At 71.5% G+C, this 18,203-nt stretch carries 15 protein-coding genes; 12 read left to right on the forward strand and 3 right to left on the reverse strand.

The annotated features are described in order from the left end of the window. Positions 1–78: 78 nt before the first annotated feature. The 4 genes from nusA to rbfA all read left to right on the forward strand — a co-directional run bounded on the left by nusA (position 79) and on the right by rbfA (position 4,960). Positions 79–1,068 (forward strand): transcription termination factor NusA, encoded by a 990-nt coding sequence (nusA, locus tag FB047_RS14300; RefSeq protein WP_136587882.1) that lies wholly within the window; start codon positions 79–81, stop codon positions 1,066–1,068. Positions 1,069–1,102: 34 nt separating this feature from the next. Beyond that, positions 1,103–1,354 (forward strand): YlxR family protein, encoded by a 252-nt coding sequence (locus FB047_RS14305; protein WP_136587883.1) that lies wholly within the window; start codon positions 1,103–1,105, stop codon positions 1,352–1,354. Between the two features lie 93 nt (positions 1,355–1,447). Further along, entirely contained in the window at positions 1,448–4,255 is a 2,808-nt protein-coding gene (gene infB / locus FB047_RS14310) for a translation initiation factor IF-2 (RefSeq protein WP_205823050.1), read from the forward strand. A 222-nt stretch (positions 4,256–4,477) separates the two neighbouring features. Next, positions 4,478–4,960, forward strand: a complete 483-nt coding sequence (gene rbfA / locus FB047_RS14315) for a 30S ribosome-binding factor RbfA (protein WP_136587885.1) — start codon at positions 4,478–4,480, stop codon at positions 4,958–4,960. A 202-nt stretch (positions 4,961–5,162) separates the two neighbouring features. Here the strand turns inward: rbfA and FB047_RS14320 are convergent, their stop codons facing one another. Then, entirely contained in the window at positions 5,163–6,041 is an 879-nt protein-coding gene (locus tag FB047_RS14320) for an HhH-GPD family protein (protein WP_136587886.1), read from the reverse strand. Between the two features lie 144 nt (positions 6,042–6,185). On the opposite strand from FB047_RS14320, the gene FB047_RS14325 reads away from it, so the two are divergent. The 5 genes from FB047_RS14325 to FB047_RS14345 are packed head-to-tail and all read left to right on the forward strand — an operon-like array spanning position 6,186 to position 9,358. Further along, positions 6,186–6,689 carry a nucleoside/nucleotide kinase family protein gene (locus tag FB047_RS14325; RefSeq protein WP_136587887.1) on the forward strand — a complete coding sequence of 168 codons (504 nt, stop codon included), beginning with the start codon at positions 6,186–6,188 and terminating at the stop codon, positions 6,687–6,689. Further along, entirely contained in the window at positions 6,689–7,582 is an 894-nt protein-coding gene (gene truB / locus FB047_RS14330) for a tRNA pseudouridine(55) synthase TruB (RefSeq protein ID WP_136587888.1), read from the forward strand. The genes FB047_RS14325 and truB overlap by 1 nt, the downstream gene beginning before the upstream one ends. Continuing rightward, positions 7,579–7,947 (forward strand): hypothetical protein, encoded by a 369-nt coding sequence (locus FB047_RS14335; RefSeq protein WP_136587889.1) that lies wholly within the window; start codon positions 7,579–7,581, stop codon positions 7,945–7,947. The genes truB and FB047_RS14335 overlap by 4 nt, the downstream gene beginning before the upstream one ends. A gap of 50 nt (positions 7,948–7,997) precedes the next feature. Continuing rightward, positions 7,998–8,417 carry a hypothetical protein gene (locus tag FB047_RS14340; RefSeq protein WP_136587890.1) on the forward strand — a complete coding sequence of 140 codons (420 nt, stop codon included), beginning with the start codon at positions 7,998–8,000 and terminating at the stop codon, positions 8,415–8,417. After that, a complete protein-coding gene (locus tag FB047_RS14345; protein ID WP_136587964.1) occupies positions 8,414–9,358 on the forward strand; it encodes a bifunctional riboflavin kinase/FAD synthetase in 945 nt (314 codons plus the stop codon). The genes FB047_RS14340 and FB047_RS14345 overlap by 4 nt, the downstream gene beginning before the upstream one ends. A 162-nt stretch (positions 9,359–9,520) precedes the next feature. Here the strand turns inward: FB047_RS14345 and FB047_RS14350 are convergent, their stop codons facing one another. Next, positions 9,521–10,876 (reverse strand): MFS transporter, encoded by a 1,356-nt coding sequence (locus FB047_RS14350; RefSeq protein ID WP_136587965.1) that lies wholly within the window; start codon positions 10,874–10,876, stop codon positions 9,521–9,523. A 127-nt stretch (positions 10,877–11,003) separates the two neighbouring features. Here FB047_RS14350 and FB047_RS14355 point away from each other — a divergent pair, with 127 nt between their 5' ends. The 3 genes from FB047_RS14355 to FB047_RS14365 all read left to right on the forward strand — a co-directional run bounded on the left by FB047_RS14355 (position 11,004) and on the right by FB047_RS14365 (position 17,124). After that, positions 11,004–13,361, forward strand: coding sequence for a heavy metal translocating P-type ATPase (locus FB047_RS14355; protein WP_136587891.1), 2,358 nt, complete (start codon positions 11,004–11,006; stop codon positions 13,359–13,361). A gap of 220 nt (positions 13,362–13,581) precedes the next feature. Next, positions 13,582–15,741, forward strand: a complete 2,160-nt coding sequence (locus FB047_RS14360) for a DEAD/DEAH box helicase (protein WP_136587892.1) — start codon at positions 13,582–13,584, stop codon at positions 15,739–15,741. A gap of 354 nt (positions 15,742–16,095) precedes the next feature. After that, complete coding sequence (locus tag FB047_RS14365; RefSeq protein WP_136587893.1) at positions 16,096–17,124, forward strand: 6-phosphofructokinase; 1,029 nt, start codon at positions 16,096–16,098, stop codon at positions 17,122–17,124. A gap of 116 nt (positions 17,125–17,240) precedes the next feature. On the opposite strand, the gene FB047_RS14370 is transcribed toward FB047_RS14365, so the two are convergent. Beyond that, positions 17,241–18,119, reverse strand: coding sequence for an endonuclease domain-containing protein (locus FB047_RS14370; protein WP_136587894.1), 879 nt, complete (start codon positions 18,117–18,119; stop codon positions 17,241–17,243). Between the last annotated feature and the right edge of the window lie 84 nt (positions 18,120–18,203).

An 18,203-nucleotide genomic window follows, 5' to 3' on the forward strand; every position in this document is an offset into this window, starting at 1 on the left:
GCCGGGTGGCATCCCGGGTATCGTAGGAGGGTTGTCGGCGCCGGTCGCGCCGACGAAAGCTGAACAACGGAGGGCCTTGTGGACATCGATCTCGCACTTCTGAAGACGATCGAACGCGAGAAGGAGATCCCCTTCGACGAACTCGCGCGCATCATCGAGCAGGCGATCCTGACCGCCTACGCCAAGCACATCTCGTCCGAGGGCGAGATCCCGGCGGGCGCCCGCGCCTCGCTCGATCGCAAGACCGGTCACGTGGGCATCTTCACCCCCGTCACCGACGACGAGGGCGCCGTCATCGGCGAAGAGGAGCAGGCTCCCGACGACTTCGGCCGCATCGCCGCCTTCGCGGCCAAGCAGGTCATCAGCCAGCGTCTGCGCGATATCGCTGACGACGCGGTGCTGGGCGAGTTCCGCGGCAAGGAGGGCGACATCGTCGCCGGCGTCGTGCAGCAGGGACCCAACCCCCGCATGGTGCACGTCGACCTCGGCACGGTCGAGGCGATCCTCCCGCCCGAGGAGCAGGTGCCGGGCGAGACCTACCCGCACGGCTCCCGCCTGCGCGTGTACGTCACCAGCGTGGCCAAGGGCAACAAGGGTCCGCAGATCACCGTGTCGCGCACGCACCCGGGCCTGGTCCGCAAGCTCTTCGCCCTCGAGGTGCCCGAGATCGCCGCGGGTCTCGTCGAGATCGTCTCGCTCGCCCGCGAGGCCGGGCACCGCTCCAAGATCGCCGTCAAGGCCAACGACCCGACGGTGAACGCCAAGGGCGCCTGCATCGGAGAGCTCGGCCGCCGCGTGCGCGCGGTCACCGAGGAGCTCGCCGGCGAGAAGATCGACATCATCGACTACGACGCCGAGCTGCCCCGTTTCGTGGCGAACGCCCTGTCGCCGGCGAAGGTGACGTCGTCGTTCGTGCTCGACGCGTCGACCAAGGCCGTGCGCGCCCTGGTGCCCGACTACCAGCTGTCGCTCGCGATCGGCAAGGAGGGTCAGAACGCCCGCCTCGCCGCCAAGCTGACCGGCGCCAAGATCGACATCCAGCCCGACAGCATCCTCGAAGACAACTGACCGTCAGATCGTCCGGGCGATCGCGAGGTGTAGGATGGAACCCGTACGAACGTGCGTCGGATGCCGCGCACGCGCCCCCCGATCCTCGCTTCTGCGTGTGGTCGCCGACGGATCGGTCCTCGTCGCAGACGAGCGAGCGGTGCTGCCGGGCCGGGGAGCGTGGGTGCACGAGACGGACGCGTGCGTGAGCAAAGCGCTCGCGCGTCGCGCCTTCGTACGAGCATTGCGTGTGTCAGGCCCGCTTGACACGCAGACCTTCGAATCAACCCTCCAGCGAAAAGGCTGAACGGCTATGGACACGAAGTGAACGGCTCGAAATGAGACCCGTCCGCAACTAGCGGTCTGCCCTGTCCGGGGTAGGCCCTCAGACAGGAGAATTGTGGCAAAACCACGCGTGCACGAGATCGCTTCCGAGCTCGGCGTCGACAGCAAGGTCGCGCTTGCGAAGCTGAAGGAGCTCGGCGAGTTCGTCAAGAGCCCCTCATCCACCATCGAGCCCCCCGTGGCTCGCAAGCTCCGCGCCGCCCTCGCGGCCGAGGGCTCCTCCGGATCGTCGGATGCCAAGCCCGCCGCCCCCGCGGCGCGCCCCGGTTCCGGCGCCCGTCCGGGCCCCGCCCGTCCGGCGGCCACCCCCGGCGCCCGTCCCTCGGGCCCGACCCCCGGACCCGCCAAGCCCGCCGCGCCGGCGGCTCCCGCCGCAGCGCCCGCGCCCGCGGCATCCGCCCCGGCCGCCTCGGCTCCCGCGGCGTCGACCCCCGCTCCCTCCGCCCCGGCCAAGCCCGGCGCGAAGCCCGCGGCTCCGTCGGCGGCGCCGACCCCCGGTGCCGGTGCGCCCAAGCCCGGCCCCAGCTCGCCTCCGCGTCCCGGTGGCGCGCGTCCGGGCAACAACCCGTTCGCCTCGTCGCAGGGCATGGGCCAGCGTCCCGCCGGCCCCCGTCCGGGTAACAACCCGTTCGCGTCGGCGCAGGGCATGGGCCAGCGCCCGACCCCCGGCAACATCCCGCGTCCCCAGGCTCCGCGTCCCGGTTCGCCGCGCCCCGGCGCGCCGCGCCCCGGCGGTGCCGGTCGTCCCGGCGGCGGCGGTCGTCCCGGCGCCCCGTTCCAGCAGCGTCCCGGCGGTCCCGGTCGTCCCGGCGGTGCCGGTGGCGGCTTCCAGCGCCCCGGTGGCGGCGCTCCCGGCGGCGGTTTCGCCGGTCGTCCCGGTGGCGGCGGTGGCCGCGGCCGTGGTCCCGGCGGTGGCACCGCGGGTGCCTTCGGCAAGGGCGGCGGCAAGTCCAAGCAGCGTAAGTCGCGTCGGGCGAAGCGGCAGGAATTCGAGATGCGGTCGGCGCCGGTCGTCGGCGGCGTCAACGTCTCGAAGGGCAACGGCGAGATCATCCGACTGCGCCGCGGTGCCTCCATCGCCGACTTCGCGGACAAGCTCGAGGCGCTGCGCGGCTACACCGTGCAGCCCGGCACGCTCGTGACCATCCTGTTCAACCTGGGCGAGATGGCCACCGCGACCGAGTCTCTCGACGAGGCCACCTTCGAGGTGCTCGGTGCCGAGCTCGGCTACAAGATCCAGATGGTCTCGCCCGAGGACGAAGACAAGGAGCTCCTCGAGGGCTTCGGTCTCGACCTCGACGCCGAACTCGAGGCCGAGAGCGAGGACGATCTCGAGATCCGTCCTCCCGTGGTCACCGTCATGGGCCACGTCGACCACGGTAAGACGCGACTGCTCGACGCTATCCGCCAGACCAACGTGGTCGCGGGCGAGGCCGGCGGCATCACGCAGCACATCGGTGCGTACCAGATCTGGACCGAGCACGAGGGCATCGAGCGCGCGATCACCTTCATCGACACCCCGGGTCACGAGGCGTTCACCGCCATGCGTGCCCGTGGTGCGCAGGTGACCGACATCGCGATCCTCGTGGTCGCGGCCGACGACGGCATCATGCCCCAGACGGTCGAGGCGCTGAACCACGCCCAGGCGGCGAACGTGCCGATCGTGGTCGCGGTGAACAAGGTCGACAAGCCCGACGCCAACCCGGCCAAGGTGCGCCAGCAGCTCACCGAGTACGGTCTGGTCGCCGAGGAGTACGGCGGAGACGTCATGTTCGTCGACGTCTCGGCCCGACAGAACCTCAACATCCAGGCTCTCCTGGATGCGGTCCTGCTCACCGCCGACGCCGGTCTCGACCTCACGGCCAACCCGAACAAGGCGGCCCGCGGTGTCGCGATCGAAGCGAAGCTCGACAAGGGCCGCGGTTCGGTCGCCACGGTGCTCATCCAGTCCGGAACCCTGCGCGTCGGTGACGCGATCGTCGCCGGAACGGCGTACGGCCGCGTCCGCGCGATGATGGACGAGAACGGCGAAGCGGTCGAAGAGGCCTACCCGTCGCGTCCCGTGCAGGTGCAGGGTCTCAACTCGGTTCCCCGCGCCGGCGACGTCTTCATCGTCACCGAAGAAGACCGCACCGCGCGTCAGATCGCCGAGAAGCGCGAAGCCGCCGAGCGCAACGCCCAGCTGGCCAAGGCCCGCAAGCGCATCTCGCTTGAGGACTTCACCCGCGCTCTCGAAGAGGGCAAGGTCGAGTCGCTCAACCTCATCATCAAGGGCGACGTGTCGGGTGCCGTCGAGGCGCTCGAGGAGTCGCTGCTCAAGATCGAGGTCGACGACAGCGTCCAGCTGCGCATCATCCACCGCGGTGTGGGTGCGATCACCGAGTCGGACATCAACCTGGCCACGATCGACAACGCGATCGTGATCGGCTTCAACGTCCGCCCCGACACGAAGGCCCGTGAGCGTGCCGCCCGCGAGGGTGTGGACGTGCGGTTCTACTCGGTCATCTACAACGCGATCGACGACGTCGAGCAGTCGCTCAAGGGCCTGCTCAAGCCGGAGTTCGAAGAGGTGCAGTCGGGTGTCGCCGAGATCCGCGAGGTGTTCCGCTCCTCGAAGTTCGGCAACATCGCCGGTGTCATCGTGCGATCGGGAACGATCACGCGAAACGCCAAGGCCCGCGTCATCCGCGACGGTGTCGTGCTGGCCGACGGCCTGGCCATCGAGTCGCTGCGCCGCTTCAAGGACGACGTCACCGAGGTCCGCACGGACTTCGAGTGCGGTATCGGCCTGGGCAAGTTCAACGACATCCAGGTCGGCGACGAGATCGAGACCACGGAGATGGTCGAGAAGCCGCGAGGCTGATCACACCTGGCGGGAGTCGCGTCTTCGGGCGCGGCTCCCGCTTCGGCCTGCGGGGGTGTGCATTCCCCCGAGCAGAGCGGGGCCCCTACCCCGATGCTCGGAGGAATGCACACCCCCTCCGGCCTACGCTGGGTGCAGCGTCGCCCAGCGCGGCCCTCACCCGGCGATGAGCCACGGGGGCACTCGTACTCGCGGCGGTATGAAGAACAGAAGGAGAAGGCTGTGGCAGGGGAACGACAGGCACGCGTGGCGGACCGCATTCGCGTGGTGCTCGCGGAGCGCCTCGAGAAGGGGTTGCGCGACCCGCGGCTCGGATTCGTCACGATCACCGACGTACGGGTCACGGGCGACCTGCAGCGCGCCTCGGTGTTCTACACCGTGATGGGCGACGAGGCGCACCGCGCCGACACCGCCGCGGCGCTGAAGTCCGCGACCGGGATGCTGCGCAGCGAGGTCGGCAAGCACCTCAACACGCGGCTCACTCCGTCGCTGGAGTTCATCCTCGACGGCATCCCCGAGAACGCCGATCACATCTCGGCGCTGCTGCGCGAGGCGCGCGAACGCGACGAGTCGGTCGCGGGTCTGGCCGCCTCGGCCGCGTACGCCGGCGAGGCCGATCCCTACGTGAAGCCCCGCGCGGACGAGGACGACGACCTCGACGACGATGAGGACGACGACGAAGACGACGAGGCCGCGCGCATCTGAGCGTGCGGACCGTGAGGCCGGATGCCACCCCGAGCGGGCGGCATCCGGCCTTCTTCGCGTTCTGGCGGTGTCCGCGGGCCGGGGCGGGCGGAACTCCTGAGGTTCCGCGTTCGGGGCGGCCGGGAAGGGGCTCGCGGGGGTCGCGGCGCGCGATTCTCCGGAGTTTCGCACGGGGCCGTCGCGGGGCTCGGGCCGAAGCGGGTCAGGATGCCGGGTGGCCCGGCAGGCGCAGGTGCTCGTCGATCGCCTCGACGAGGCCGTCGGCCACGAGCGAGTCGATCGCGCGATCGCGTTGCGCGGCATCCGGCCAGTCGGGCAGCACCGCGAAGAGGGGGACGGCGGCGGGAGCCGCGCCGCGGAGGGTCTTGAGCACTGCACCGCGGGCCTGTCGATCGCTTCCCTCGTAGGCGGCCTGCTTGCGCCGACGGTCTTCGGACTCGGGGTATCCGGCCGCGCGCCAGGCGCATTGCTTCGTCAGCGGGCACGCCTCGCACTTGGGGGCCCGCGCCGTGCACACGATCGCGCCGAGCTCCATCGCCGCGGCGTTCACGATCGCCGCTGCGGCGACGTCGGCCGGGAGTTCGGCTTCCATGCGCTCGAGGTCGCGGCGGTGCGGCGGGCCGGGCTGGGCGCGACCCTCGACCGCGCGGGCGAGCACGCGCCGGGTATTCGTGTCGACGACGGGATGCCGATCGCCGTAGGCGAAGACCGCCACCGCGCGCGCGGTGTAGTCGCCGATGCCGGTGAGGGCGAGCAGGGCGTCCACGTCGTGCGGGACCACACCGTCGTGCCGATCGCGGATCTCGACCGCGGCGCGGTGCAGCCACAGGGCGCGGCGCGGGTAGCCGAGGTTGGCCCACTGGGTCACCGCGTCGCCCGGGGGAGAGGCGGCGAGATCGGTCGGCGTCGGCCAGCGCGCGAGCCACGCCTCGAGGTGCGGGATGACGCGGGCGACCGGGGTCTGCTGCAGCATGAACTCGCTCACGAGGGTGCCCCACGCCCCGAAGCCCTCGCGGCGCCACGGCAGGTCGCGCGCGGCCCCGCGGTACCAGTCGATGAGCGGGGCGGCGAGTCCTGGCATCCGTCCAGCCTACGAGGCCTGGGGCGGGCGGGCCCTCGCCGATGAGCACCGATCGCGTTCATCGGTGGAGGGGGATGCCGCGCCCGGGCCGTCGCGGGGCGGCCGGAGCGGTCCGGTGTCGGCGGTCGATCGTAGGCTGGAGGCATGTCGAGTGAGAACGCCGTCGAGACCCTGCAGAGAAGTCTGCGCGACCTGATGCGGCAGAACAACCGCGCGGGGCGCGTGGTCGTCGCGGTCGACGCCCTCGATCTCGGCGCGGCGATGAAGTTCGCCGGTGATTTCGAGAAGGCGATCGCCGAGGAGGGAACGGCGGTGTTCCACGTCTCCGTCGCCGACGGGGCCCCGCAGGTGCGTGAATGGTTGATCGGACCCTTCCGTGCGGGCGACCCCTTCGGTCCCGACTACGTCGCCCCGGCGGACGCGGTCCTCGTCGTCTCCGGACGCTTCCTGCACGACGCCGCCGTGCGGGGGCTCTGGAACTTCTCGATCTGGCTCGAGAGCAATCCGCCGATCGGCGCCCCCCGCCCCGAGCTCCCGGACGCCGAGAAGCACTACCTCGCCACCGCGCGGCCGAAGGCGGCGGCATCCGTCATCGTCGAGAACTCCGACCCCGCCCACCCCGTGCAGGTCTTCGGGGACTTCTGCTGATGGTGCGCCCCGGCATCCTCCTGGTCGACAAGCCCGGAGGCATCACCAGCCATGACGTCGTGTCGCGCGCTCGGCGGGCGCTCGGCACCCGCAAGATCGGCCACGCCGGCACGCTCGACCCGATGGCGACGGGCCTCCTCGTGCTCGGCGTCGAGGGGGCGACGCGCCTGCTGACCTACATCGTCGGCGCCGACAAGACGTACGAGGCGACCATCCTGCTGGGGGTGTCGACCGACAGCGACGACGCCGACGGGGTCGAGACCGCGCGGGCGGATGCCGACACCGTCGCCGCCGTCACCGAGACCGCGATCCGCGACGGCATCGCCGCGCTGACGGGTGAGATCGATCAGGTGCCGAGCACGGTGTCGGCGATCAAGGTCGACGGGCGCCGCGCCTACGACCTCGCCCGAGCGGGGGAGCAGGTCGAATTGAAGTCGCGGCGGGTCACCGTCTCGCGTTTCGACGTGCGCGCCACCCGCCGTGGACAGGGGACGATCGAGCTCGACGTCGTCGTCGACTGCACGAGCGGCACGTACATCCGCGCCCTCGCGCGCGACCTCGGGCGCGCCCTCGGCGTGGGCGGGCACCTGACCGCCCTGCGCCGGACGCGCATCGGCGCGTTCGACGTCGCTGCGGCGGCATCCGTCGACGAGATCTCCGAAGACGCCCTCATCGCGCCCGCCACCGCCGCGGCGGTCGTGATGGGCGCCCTCGCGGTCGGACCCGACGAAGCCCGCGACCTGCGCCACGGCAAGCGCATCGACGGCGGCGGCCGCCTCACCGGCCCCGTGGCCGCGGCGATCGACCCCGACGGCCTTCTGGTCGGCGTCGTCGAGAAGCGCGGCACGCAGCTCAAGAGCGTCATGAACATGCCCGAGGAGGTCGCGCGATGATCCTGTGGTTCACCCTCGTGCAGGTGGGTCTCGCGGTGCTCGCCGGACTCGTCGCGGTCGGCGCGGGCCTGATCGGACGGCGTCCGGGAGACGTCACCGTCGGGTCGCTCGCCCTCATCGAGCTGCTGCTCATCGTGCAGATCGTCGTGGCGATCATCGCTCCGTTCGCGGGCAACCCTCCCTCGGGCAGTCTGCTCGAGTTCTGGACCTACCTCGTGTCCGCGGCCCTCGTGCCGATCGCGGGCGTCGCGTGGGCGCTTCTCGAGCGCAGCCGCTGGAGCACCGTCGTCATGGGCGTCGCGGCCCTCGCGGTGGCCGTGATGGTCTGGCGCATGCACGTCATCTGGACCGTGCAGATCGCGTGAGCGTGCTCCGCCGCTCGGCGGTGGCCCGGGCGAACTAGAATCGTCAGGTCATGGCATCCACCACTCCCACCCGTTCCCGGGGGATGACCGGCATCGGCCGTGTCCTCGTCGTCGTCTACGGCATCATGGCGCTCGCCGCCACGGGCCGCTCCTTCGTGCAGATCGTGCGCGAGTTCGACGACGCCCCGGTGGCGTATTCGCTGTCCGCTCTCGCCGCCGTCGTGTACATACTCGCGACGCTCGCCCTCGTGTTCTCCGCGCGACCGGCGTGGTACCGCGTGGCGTGGGTGGCGATCGGCTTCGAGCTCGTCGGGGTGCTGGTCGTCGGTACGCTGAGCCTCGTCCTGCCGGAGCTGTTCCAGCACCCGACCGTCTGGTCGGTGTACGGCTACGGGTACCTCTTCATCCCCCTCGTGCTGCCGTTCCTCGGGCTGTGGTGGCTCGTGCGGCACCGCCGGGCGACGTCGTGATCGTCTTCCGCGATCCCGCGGAGGTCCCCGCCGGTTTCGGTCCGACGGTCGTCGCGATCGGCAAGTTCGACGGCGTGCACACCGGCCACCGCGCGGTGATCGACCGGGCCCGCGTCGACGCGTCCGACGGTGCCCGCGTGGTCGCCGTGACCTTCGACCGCAACCCGCTGAGCGTCCTGCGCCCGGAGAAGTGCCCCGCCGACGTCATCGGTCCGCACCAGAAGCTCGACCTGCTCGAGCGTGCCGGGGTGGATGCCACCCTGCTGCTGACCTTCGACGCGGCGCTGGCGGCGATCCCGGCGGAGGACTTCGTGCGCGGCATCCTGGTCGACGCCCTCGAGGCGCGCACGGTGCTCGTGGGGCGCGACTTCCGCTTCGGAGCCGGGGGAGCGGGAGACCCCGCACTTCTCGAGCGCATGGGTGAGGAGTTCGGCTTCCGTGTCGACGTCGTCGACGACGTCCGCGCCGTGCACGCCGATCGGCGCGTGTCGTCCACGTGGATCCGCGAAGCGCTGTCGGCCGGCGACATCGCCACGGCGGCCCGACTGCTCGGGCGCGCCCCCTCGGTGTGGGGCGAGGTCGTGCACGGGCTCAAGCGCGGGCGCGAGCTGGGGTACCCGACCGCGAACCTCTCCGCCGACCTCGAGGGCTTCGTCCCCGCCGACGGCGTCTACGCCGGGTGGCTCGTCGACGTGGACGGGACTCGGCGCACGAGCTATCCCGCGGCGATCAGCGTCGGCACGAACCCCACGTTCGACGACGTGCACGCGCGCCAGGTCGAGGCGTACGTGATCGACGAGACCGGCCTCGACCTCTACGGCCACCACGTCGAGGTGCGGTTCGTGGAGCGCGTGCGCGAGATGACGGCCTTCGACGGCATCGACGCGCTGCTCGTTCAGATGGCCGACGACGTGGACCGCGCGCGGGCGATCCTGCGCTGAGCGACGCGGCGGGCCGGGGGTCGTTCGTGGGCAGGCTGCGGTCCCGATGCGCGTGCGCTTCGAGCGTCCGAAACACCCGGAACGTTTCCTGATTCGTCCGGGTGCCCTGGACAGTCGATGGGTTGTTCGGGCGGGGTCCGCCGCCGGACCGCCGCCGCGCGCTCAGTCCTGACGCGACAGATGATTGCGGATGCCGAGGAACGACGCCGCCGCCCCGAGGAGCATCAGTGCGGCGGTGAAGACGGCCGCGCGGTGGAAGCCCCCGAGATCGAGTGAGCCGCCCACGACCGCCGACACCGCCGCGATCGCCAGAAGACCCGCGACGCGCGAGACGGCGTTGTTGACGGCCGAGGCGATGCCCGAGCGCTCGGTGTCGATCGCGCCGAGCACGGCCGCGGTGAGCGGTGAGACGGTGGCGGTCAGACCCAGGCCCCACACGACGACGCCGGGCAGGACCTGCGTCCAATAGTCGAAGTCGTCGTCGACGTTCAGCAGCAGGAGCGCACCCGCCGCCATCACGAGAGGCCCGAGCGTCATGAACAGCCGCGGACCGAAGCGCCCCGCGAGAGCGCCCATGCGCGAGCTGAGCAGGATCATCAGCACCGTGCTCGGCAGTGACGCGAGCCCGGCGAGGGTGGCCGTCAATCCCGCGCCCTGCTGCAGGTAGACGCTGACGACGAACCCGTTGAGGGACAGAGCCGCGTAGACGAAGACGGTCGCGAGGTTGCCGGCCCAGAAGTTGCGTGCGCGGAAGAGGTCGAGCGGCATCATCGGGTCGCGGGCGGTGCGCTGGCGCACCAGGAAGCCCGCGAACGACAGGATGCCGACGACACCGGGTACCCAGATGACGGGCGAGGCCCACCCCAGGTTCGGCTGCTCGATGAGGGCGAACACGATGCCGCCCAGACCCGCCGCGCACAGGACGGCGCCGAGGATGTCGACGCGCGCTCCGGGGCGCCGGTGATCGCGGTGTCCGAGCCGGGCGAGCAGCCACATCGTGACCGCGATGGGCAGGACGTTGACGAGGAAGACCAGACGCCACGAGAGGGTGTCGACGAAGATGCCGCCGATCAGCGGCCCCGCGATCATGGCCACGGTCGTCGCCCCGGTCCAGATGCCGATCGCGCGCGCCTGCGCCGCGCCCCGGAACGTGGAGGTGATGAGGGCGAGCGAACTCGGCACGAGGAGGGCGCCGGACACGCCCTGCAGGGCGCGCGCGACGATGAGGAACTCGGCCGTGGGTGCTGCGGCGATCGCGAGCGAGGTGACGCCGAACCCGATCAGACCGATCCGCAGGACCACGACGCGCCCCAGGACGTCGCTGAGCGAGCCCGCGACGAGGATGAACGCGCCGAGGGTGACGAGATATGCATCGACCACCCACTGCTGCGTCGACAGGCCGCCGCCGAGGTCGCCCGCGATGGCGGGAAGGGCGACATTGACCACGGTGCCGTCGAGGAACGACACGAAGGATGCCAGGACGGCGATCGTCAGCACCACGCGCTGCTCGCGTCTCATCGGCTCGGCCACGTGCCCAGCGTAGGGTCGACCGCCGACATCGGGGCCGGGGTGGACAGAAGCGATCACTGCCCCGGGAATACCCCCTGGGGGTATCCTGTTATCGCGGGTGAGCGAGGGAGGCGTCATGACCGACGACACCGACAGGACGGCGACCGCCGAGGCGGTCCTCGACATCGAGGGGATGACCTGCGCGAGCTGCGTCGCCCGCGTCGAGAAGAAGCTCCATCGCGTCGACGGCGTGGATGCCGCTGTGAACCTCGCGACCGAGACCGCGCGCGTGCGCTACCCGGCCGACCTCGACCCCGCGTCTCTCGTCCAGGCGGTCCGCGCGGCGGGCTACGACGCGCGGGTGCGCCCGCTCACCTCGTCGGCATCGCCGCGGCCGGTCCCGGTGGCGATCCCCGGGGGAGAGCTCGACGCCGTGACCGGGGGCGACGTCGTCCCCGGCGGCGACGGCAGGACGGCGTCGTCGCAGCCCGAGCCCTCGCACCCCTCCAGCCACGTGCACGACACGGCCGACGCGCCGGGCGCGGCGCCGCTGCGCACCCGCCTGACGATCTCGCTCGCCCTCGCGATCCCGGTCGTCGCGCTGGGGATGATCCCGGCCTGGCAGTTCCCGGGATGGCAGTGGGTCTCGCTCGTGCTCGTGACGCCCGTCGTCCTGTGGGGCGGATGGCCCTTCCACCGCGCCACCCTGCGCAACGCCCGCCACGGCGCGGCCACCATGGACACCCTCATCACCCTGGGCACCTTCGCCGCCTACCTGTGGAGCATGTGGGCCCTCGTCTTCGGGACGGCCGGGCGCATCGGCATCCGTCACGAAGTCACGCTGTTCGGCCCCGTGCACGACGCCTCCTCGGTCGTCTACTTCGAGGTCGCGGCCGCGGTGACCGTGTTCCTGCTGCTCGGCCGGGTGATCGAGCAACGCTCGACGCGCACGGCCGGAGCGGCGCTGCGCTCCCTGCTCGACCTGGGGGCGCGCGAGGCCGAACTCGTCGACGGACGACGCATCGACGTCGACGACCTGACCGTCGGCGACGTCTTCGTCGTGCGCCCCGGGGCGACCGTCGCCACCGACGGCGAGGTGCAGGAGGGGCGCGCCTCGGTCGACGAGAGCATGCTCACGGGGGAGTCGCTCCCGGTCGACGTCGGCCCCGGCTCGAGAGTGACCGGCGGAACGATCGCCTCGGGCGGCCGTCTGGTCGTCCGCGCGACGAGTGTCGGCGCGCAGACCCGCCTCGCCCGCATCGCGCGGCTGGTCGAGGACGCCCAGCTCGGCAAGAGCCGCGTCCAACGTCTGGCCGATCGCATCTCGGGCGTCTTCGTCCCGGTCGTGATCGCCCTCGCCGTGCTGACCCTCGTCGGGTGGCTCGTGGCCGGGCAGCCCCTGTCGGCGGGGTTCACCGCCGCCGTCGCCGTGCTCATCATCGCCTGCCCGTGCGCGCTGGGACTGGCGACCCCCATCGCGATCCTCGTCGGAACCGGACGCGCCGCCCAGCTCGGCATCCTGGTCACGGGCCCCGCGGCCCTCGAGTCGGCCGAGCGCATCGACACGATCGTCCTCGACAAGACCGGCACCCTGACGACGGGGCGTATGAGCGTCGCGCGGGTCACCACCGACGGATCCGCGGATGCCGCTGACGCCCTGCGCCGCGTGGCCGCTGTCGAGCGCGGGTCGGAGCACCCGATCGCCCGCGCGATCGTCGCCGTCGCGGGGGAGGGGCCGGTGGCCGCGGATCTCGAGGCGCTGCCCGGTCGCGGCGTCCTCGGCACGGTCGACGGTGCGCGCGTGTTCGCGGGGCGGCCGGCCCTCGCCGCCGCGCTCGGCGCCGAACTGCCCGCCGCGCTCGCCGCGGCCGTGGAGGCCGGCGAGCGGCGCGGAACCGTCGTCGTGGCCGGCTGGGCGGGTCCCGCCGGCGGGATGGAGGCCCGGATCGTCGTCGAGATCGCCGACACCGTGCGCTCCGAGAGCGCCGACGCTGTCGGGCGGCTGAGGGCGATGGGTCTTGAGCCCGTGCTCCTCACCGGCGACAACGAGCACGTCGCCCGGGCCGTGGCCGCCGAGCTCGGCATCGAGAGGGTGCGCGCCGGCGTCCTGCCCGAGGGGAAGGTCGACGAGATCGCGGCCCTGCGCGCGGACGGCCGCACCGTCGCGATGGTCGGTGACGGTGTCAACGACGCCGCGGCCCTGGCATCCGCCGATCTGGGCATCGCCATGGGCGGAGGGACGGATGCCGCCCTCCACGCCAGCGACGTCGCCCTCATGCGCGACGATCCGCGGGGCATCGTCACGGCGGTGGCGCTGAGCCGGCGCACGATGCGCGTCATCCGCGGCAACCTCTTCTGGGCGTTCGCGTACAACGTGGCCGCGCTGCCCCTGGCCGCGCTGGGGCTGCTCAACCCCATGCTCGCGGGGGCGGCGATGGCGTTCTCGAGCGTCTTCGTGGTGCTCAACAGCCTGCGGTTGCGGCGCGCGGCCTGAGGACCGCGCGTCTTGGCGGTCTGTTCGGTGGCGCTTCGCGCTAGAATGGGCTCGATCCCGCCATCCGCCCCTGTCGCGAACCGTTCCGGTTCCGGCGCACTCGGGCCGCAGGCACCGCCGCTCCGGTGGCGTGCCGGGTGATGTTCCCCGGGGTCACTGATCCACCGGCCTCGCGCCGGAACGTTCCGGACTCTTTCCGGACGACACGCTCAGGAGGAGCATGCCGACCACGGCAACCGCCGCCCGAAGCTCGAGCCAGCGGCGCAGGAAGACCACGTCATCCCGACGCGACGACGAAGCCCCCGTCATCCCGATCCTCGCCCGCAAGGTGCGCGAGGTCGAGGCGAAGGCTCAGCGCGGAAAGCTCGGGCCCACCAACCGCGTCAAGTTCCAGGTGATCGCGTTCCTCGTGCGCGAGGAGCGCGCCCGGGTGAAGGCCGACACCGAGATCACCGACGCCGCCCGCGCCGAGCTGCTCAAGCGTCTCGACGGCGTGGCGACGATCCTGGCGAAGACCGCCGCGCGCGACACCTCGCTGATCCAGCTGCTCGAGGTCGACCAGGCCACCTCGCCCGTCGCCCGCCGCATGCGCCGCGACTGGCTGCTGGAATCCGGCGCCGAACTGCCGCCCGACGAGCTGATCATCACCGACAACACGCCGAAGATCACCCCGGTCGTCTCGGCCGCCCTCGCCGAGAAGCAGGTCGTCCCGGCCTCGATCGAGGCGCGTCAGATGGCGAACCCGTTCCGCGCCCCCGACCTCACGCCGCGTCCGAGCGGAGACGCCCCGCGCCGCCGCCTCGACGGCTGGGAGCTCATGGGCCCGCTGTACAAGGCGTTCGAGACCGGCGCCGGCGGATCCGCCGCGAGCATGGAGCTGCCGCCCGTGCCCGAGTTCGACCGGCTCTCGCCGCGCGGGCTCGAGGTCATGCCGCACCAGTCGCGCTTCCTCGAAGCGGTGCGCCTCGGCCACCGCGAGTTCCTCCTCGCCGACGAGCCGGGCCTGGGCAAGACCGCGGAGTCGGTGCTCGCGGCATCCGTCGCCGACGCCTACCCCCTGCTGGTCGTCGTCCCCAACGTGGTGAAGATGAACTGGGCGCGCGAGGTGCAGCGCTGGACGCCGCAGCGCCGCGCGACCGTCATCTCCGGAGGCGGAGCCGACATCGACGCCTTCGCCGACGTCTTCATCGTCAACTACGAGATCCTCGACCGGCACCTGTCGTGGCTGTCGTCGATCGGGCTCAAGGGCGTCGTCGTCGACGAGGCGCACTTCATCAAGAACCTCACGTCGCAGCGTTCGCAGAACGTGCTGGCCCTGGCATCCCGGGTGCGCGAGCAGACGCGCGACCCCCTGATGCTCGCCCTCACCGGAACGCCGCTGATCAACGACGTCGAGGACTTCGACGCGATCTGGCGCTTCCTCGGCTGGACCAACGGCGAGAAGCCGGGCCCCGAGCTCATGCAGAAGCTGGATGCCACGGGCCTGACCCCCGCCGACAAGGCGTTCTATCCCGAGGCGCGCGAGGCCGTGATCTCGATGGGCATCGTGCGGCGCAAGAAGAAGGACGTCGCCGCCGACCTCCCCGACAAGCTCGTGGCAGACCTCCCCGTCGAGCTCGACGACGAGTACGGCCGCTCGATCCGCCAGGCCGAGCGCGAGCTGGGTGCGCGGCTGGCCGCGAAGTACCGGCGCATCATCGAGGCGCGCGGCGACCGCGGCCTCGCCCCGGGCGAGATCGACGACGACATCGTGCGTCTGGTGGCCCACGGCGAGCTCGAGGAGTCCAAGGCCGCCGGCTCGGGCAGCGAGAACGTCTTCACGATGGTCCGGCGCATCGGTCAGGCCAAGGCGCACCTCGCCGCCGACTACGCCGTGCAGCTGCAGCGCTCGGTGGGCAAGGTCGTCTTCTTCGCCAAGCACATCGACGTCATGGATGCCGCGGAGGCCCACTTCAAGGCCTCCGGCCTCAAGGCCGTCTCGGTGCGCGGCGAGCAGACCTCGACCGCCCGTCAGGCCGCGATCGACGCGTTCAACAGCGACCCCGACGTGGGCATCGCGGTGTGTTCGCTCACCGCCGCCGGCGTCGGCCTGAACATGCAGGCCGCGTCGAACGTGGTGCTCGCGGAGCTGTCGTGGACCGCCGCCGAGCAGACGCAGGCGATCGACCGTGTGCACCGCATCGGCCAGGAGGAGCCCGTGACCGCGTGGCGCATCATCGCCGCGCACACGATCGACACGAAGATCGCCGAGCTCATCGACTCCAAGGAGGGCCTCGCGCAGCGCGCCCTCGACGGCCAGGCCGTCGAGCCCGGGTCGAGCGACTCGGTGCAGCTCTCGGCGCTCATGCACCTGCTGTGTCAGGCGCTCGGCACGGCCTGATCGCCCGTCGCGAACGCCCCGGTCGCTTCGGCGCCGGGGCGTTCGTGCGTGCGCAGGCGGCGGGGCGTTCGTGCGCTGAGGCTTTCGTGCGCGGGCCGGTTCGGGCTGCGGGGCGCCGGCGTTCCGGGACAGGGGATCGTCCGAGAACAGGTCGGGCGGGTGCCCGCGCGGCCTGTGCCGGTGCGATCGCCTGTTCTCGCGGGGCGCGGTCGGACCGGCCGCGGGGCCGGGAAGACGGCATCCTGCTCCGGCGGCATCGTGCCGTGTGGCAGCGTTCCCGCCCGCGGCGATAGGGTCGAAGACGGCAACGGCGCCGACCCTCCACCCGAATCACAGCACCAGAGGATTCTGCCCATGAAGATCGGCATCCTGACCAGCGGCGGCGACTGCCCCGGTCTCAACGCGGTCATCCGTGGCGTCGTGCTCAAGGGCACGACCAACTACGACATCGAGTTCGTCGGCATCCGCGACGGCTGGCGGGGAGTCGTCGACGGCGACTTCTTCCCCCTGACGCGTCATGAGGTGAAGGGTCTGTCCAAGGTGGGCGGCACCATCCTCGGCACCAGCCGCACCAACCCCTACGAGGGGACGCGCGGCGGCGCCGAGAACATCTCCAAGACCATGTACGGTCACCGTCTCGATGGCATCCTGGCCATCGGCGGCGAGGGGACCCTCGCCGCGGCCGATCGCCTGTCGAAGGACGGCATCAACGTGCTCGGCGTGCCGAAGACCATCGACAACGACCTGCGCGCGACCGACTACTCCTTCGGCTTCGACACCGCCGTCAACATCGCGACGGATGCCATGGACCGCCTCCGCACCACGGGCGACTCGCACCAGCGGTGCATGGTGGCCGAGGTCATGGGTCGCCACGTCGGCTGGATCGCGCTGCACGCCGGTATCGCGGCGGGTGCCCACGTGATCTGCATCCCCGAGGTTCCGATGTCGATCGAGGAGATCACCGAGCAGGTCACGCGCGCCCACGACCGCGGTCGTGCGCCCCTCGTCGTCGTGTCGGAGGGCTTCAAGCTCAAGGGCATGGACGAGGCTTTCAGCGACAAGGGCCTCGACGCCTTCAACCGCCCCCGCCTCGGCGGCATCGGCGAGCTCCTCGCCCCCGAGATCGAGCGCCTGACCGGCATCGAGACCCGTTCCACCGTGCTCGGCCACATCCAGCGCGGCGGCTCGCCCTCGGCCTTCGACCGCGTTCTCGCGACGCGCCTCGGCCTGCACGCCGCCGACGCCCTCAACGAAGGGGCGTGGGGCCAGATGGTCGCGATGCGCGGCACCGACATCGTGCGCGTGCCGTTCGCCGACGCCCTCGGCGAGCTCAACAGCGTCCCGCTGTACCGCTACGAGGAGGCCGCCGCGCTGTTCGGCTGAACCTGACGCTCCGACGCCCCGTCCCGCACTGGTCCGTGCGGGGCGGGGCGTCGCGCTCGTTCCGACGCAGGAAATCGTTCGAGAACAGGACTGGTTCTGAGTGCGCCGTCCTGTTCTCACGCGATGTCCTGTTGTGAATGAGACCTGCCGGGGCGATGCGGTCCGAGATGCAGGCCTTGTGCCATCGCTGTTCGGATGCGATCGACCACCGTTTCGGGTTCGAACATGACCTGCGCATAGTCGAATCGCAGCACGGTGTACCCGCGGAGGGCGAGTCGAGCGTCCTGATCCAGGTCACGACGGCGGTCGGTGGGACTGCTGTGGAAGGCGAAGCCATCGAGCTGGACGATGAGTCGCTCCCCGATCAGCCCGTCGACGGCATGTCCATCGATGCGCACCTGCTGCCGCACCGAGATGCCGGCGGCGAACATGAGCGAGCGGAAGTGGCTCTCCAGTCCGGAATCCGACAGGGTGCCAGCGACGTGGGCGATCTCCGACGCACGCGGAGATCGCCAGATCACACGTGCCAGCACGTCGGGGTCGACGGCCCGGCGCCGCAGGGCGGACTCCCAGACGGCGAGAGCATCCGCGGCCGGGAGGCAGGTCGCCACGTGGAAGAGCACGTTGATGATGTGCTCGTCCGGGTCGGTGTTCGCCAGGGGCACGGGGCCGACCCCACGGTGCAGCCTGACGCCGGTGGCATCCAGCCGCGACGCCGTCGGCGGCACCCAGATGTGGGGATGCGCGGTTGCCGGCGCCCAGAGTCCCCTTTCCGCGGCTGCGGTGAGGCAGGTGACTCGACCTCCGCGTGCGGCGGCGGCACGGCGGGGATGGGAGCACGCCGGGTGGACCAACCACGACCGGCGGATGCGTTCGATCCGTCCCTCGCTCACCGCCGTGATCATCGTGTGCGGGGTGAACCCGGCGGCACGCGCGGTGCGGGTGTGAACGGCGCCGCCTCGACGGCGGACGTATTCGACGAAGGCGTCACTCATCCTCCGATGCTGCCCGCCGACGTCGGGCGGACGGGGACTCCACGTGCCCCACGGTGGAGTGATCAGGATGCCGTGAGGGTGAGG

Origin of the sequence: Microbacterium hydrothermale, assembly GCF_004854025.1 — a bacterium.
Lineage (GTDB): Bacteria > Actinomycetota > Actinomycetes > Actinomycetales > Microbacteriaceae > Microbacterium > Microbacterium hydrothermale.